This window comes from Mycobacterium angelicum (assembly GCF_002086155.1).
Taxonomy (GTDB): Bacteria; Actinomycetota; Actinomycetes; order Mycobacteriales; family Mycobacteriaceae; genus Mycobacterium; species Mycobacterium angelicum.
Map to the genome: position 1 here is coordinate 1 of NZ_MVHE01000253.1, position 528 is coordinate 528.

Sequence of the window (528 nt, forward strand, 5' to 3'; positions counted from 1 at the left end):
TTGCTGTAGTTACCGGAGATGAAGGCGCCGGTGTTGACGTCGCCGGAGTTGGCCACCCCGGTGTTGATGTCACCGGTGTTCAACCAACCCGTGTTGACACTGCCCGGGTTGAAACCGCCCGTATTGGCCTGCCCCGCGTTGAAACTGCCGGTGTTGTAGCTACCCGCATTGACCACACCCGTGTTGAACCCACCCGCGTTGAACAACCCCGTGCTGACAATCCCCGAATTACCGATCCCGGTATTATAACTCCCCGAATTGAACACCCCCCAGTTCCCGGTGCCAGAGTTAAAGAACCCCACATTACCGGTCCCCGAATTAAACAACCCCACATTCCCGCTGCCGGTATTGAAACCACCGAACCCGGTCAGATTATCACCGGTCAACCCAATACCGAAATTCCCACTGCCGGTGTTAGCGAACCCAATATTGCCCACACCCATATTCGCCAAACCGAAATTGTAGCTGCCGGCATTACCAAACCCGATATTACCCAAACCCATCAGACCCGGCGTTAACCCCGAATTC

Annotated in this window: 1 pseudogene; it reads right to left on the reverse strand. The window is 55.5% G+C overall.

Annotated elements, in window-relative coordinates:
• A pseudogene (locus BST12_RS29260) lies at positions 1-528 on the reverse strand (PPE family protein); the annotation flags it as partial.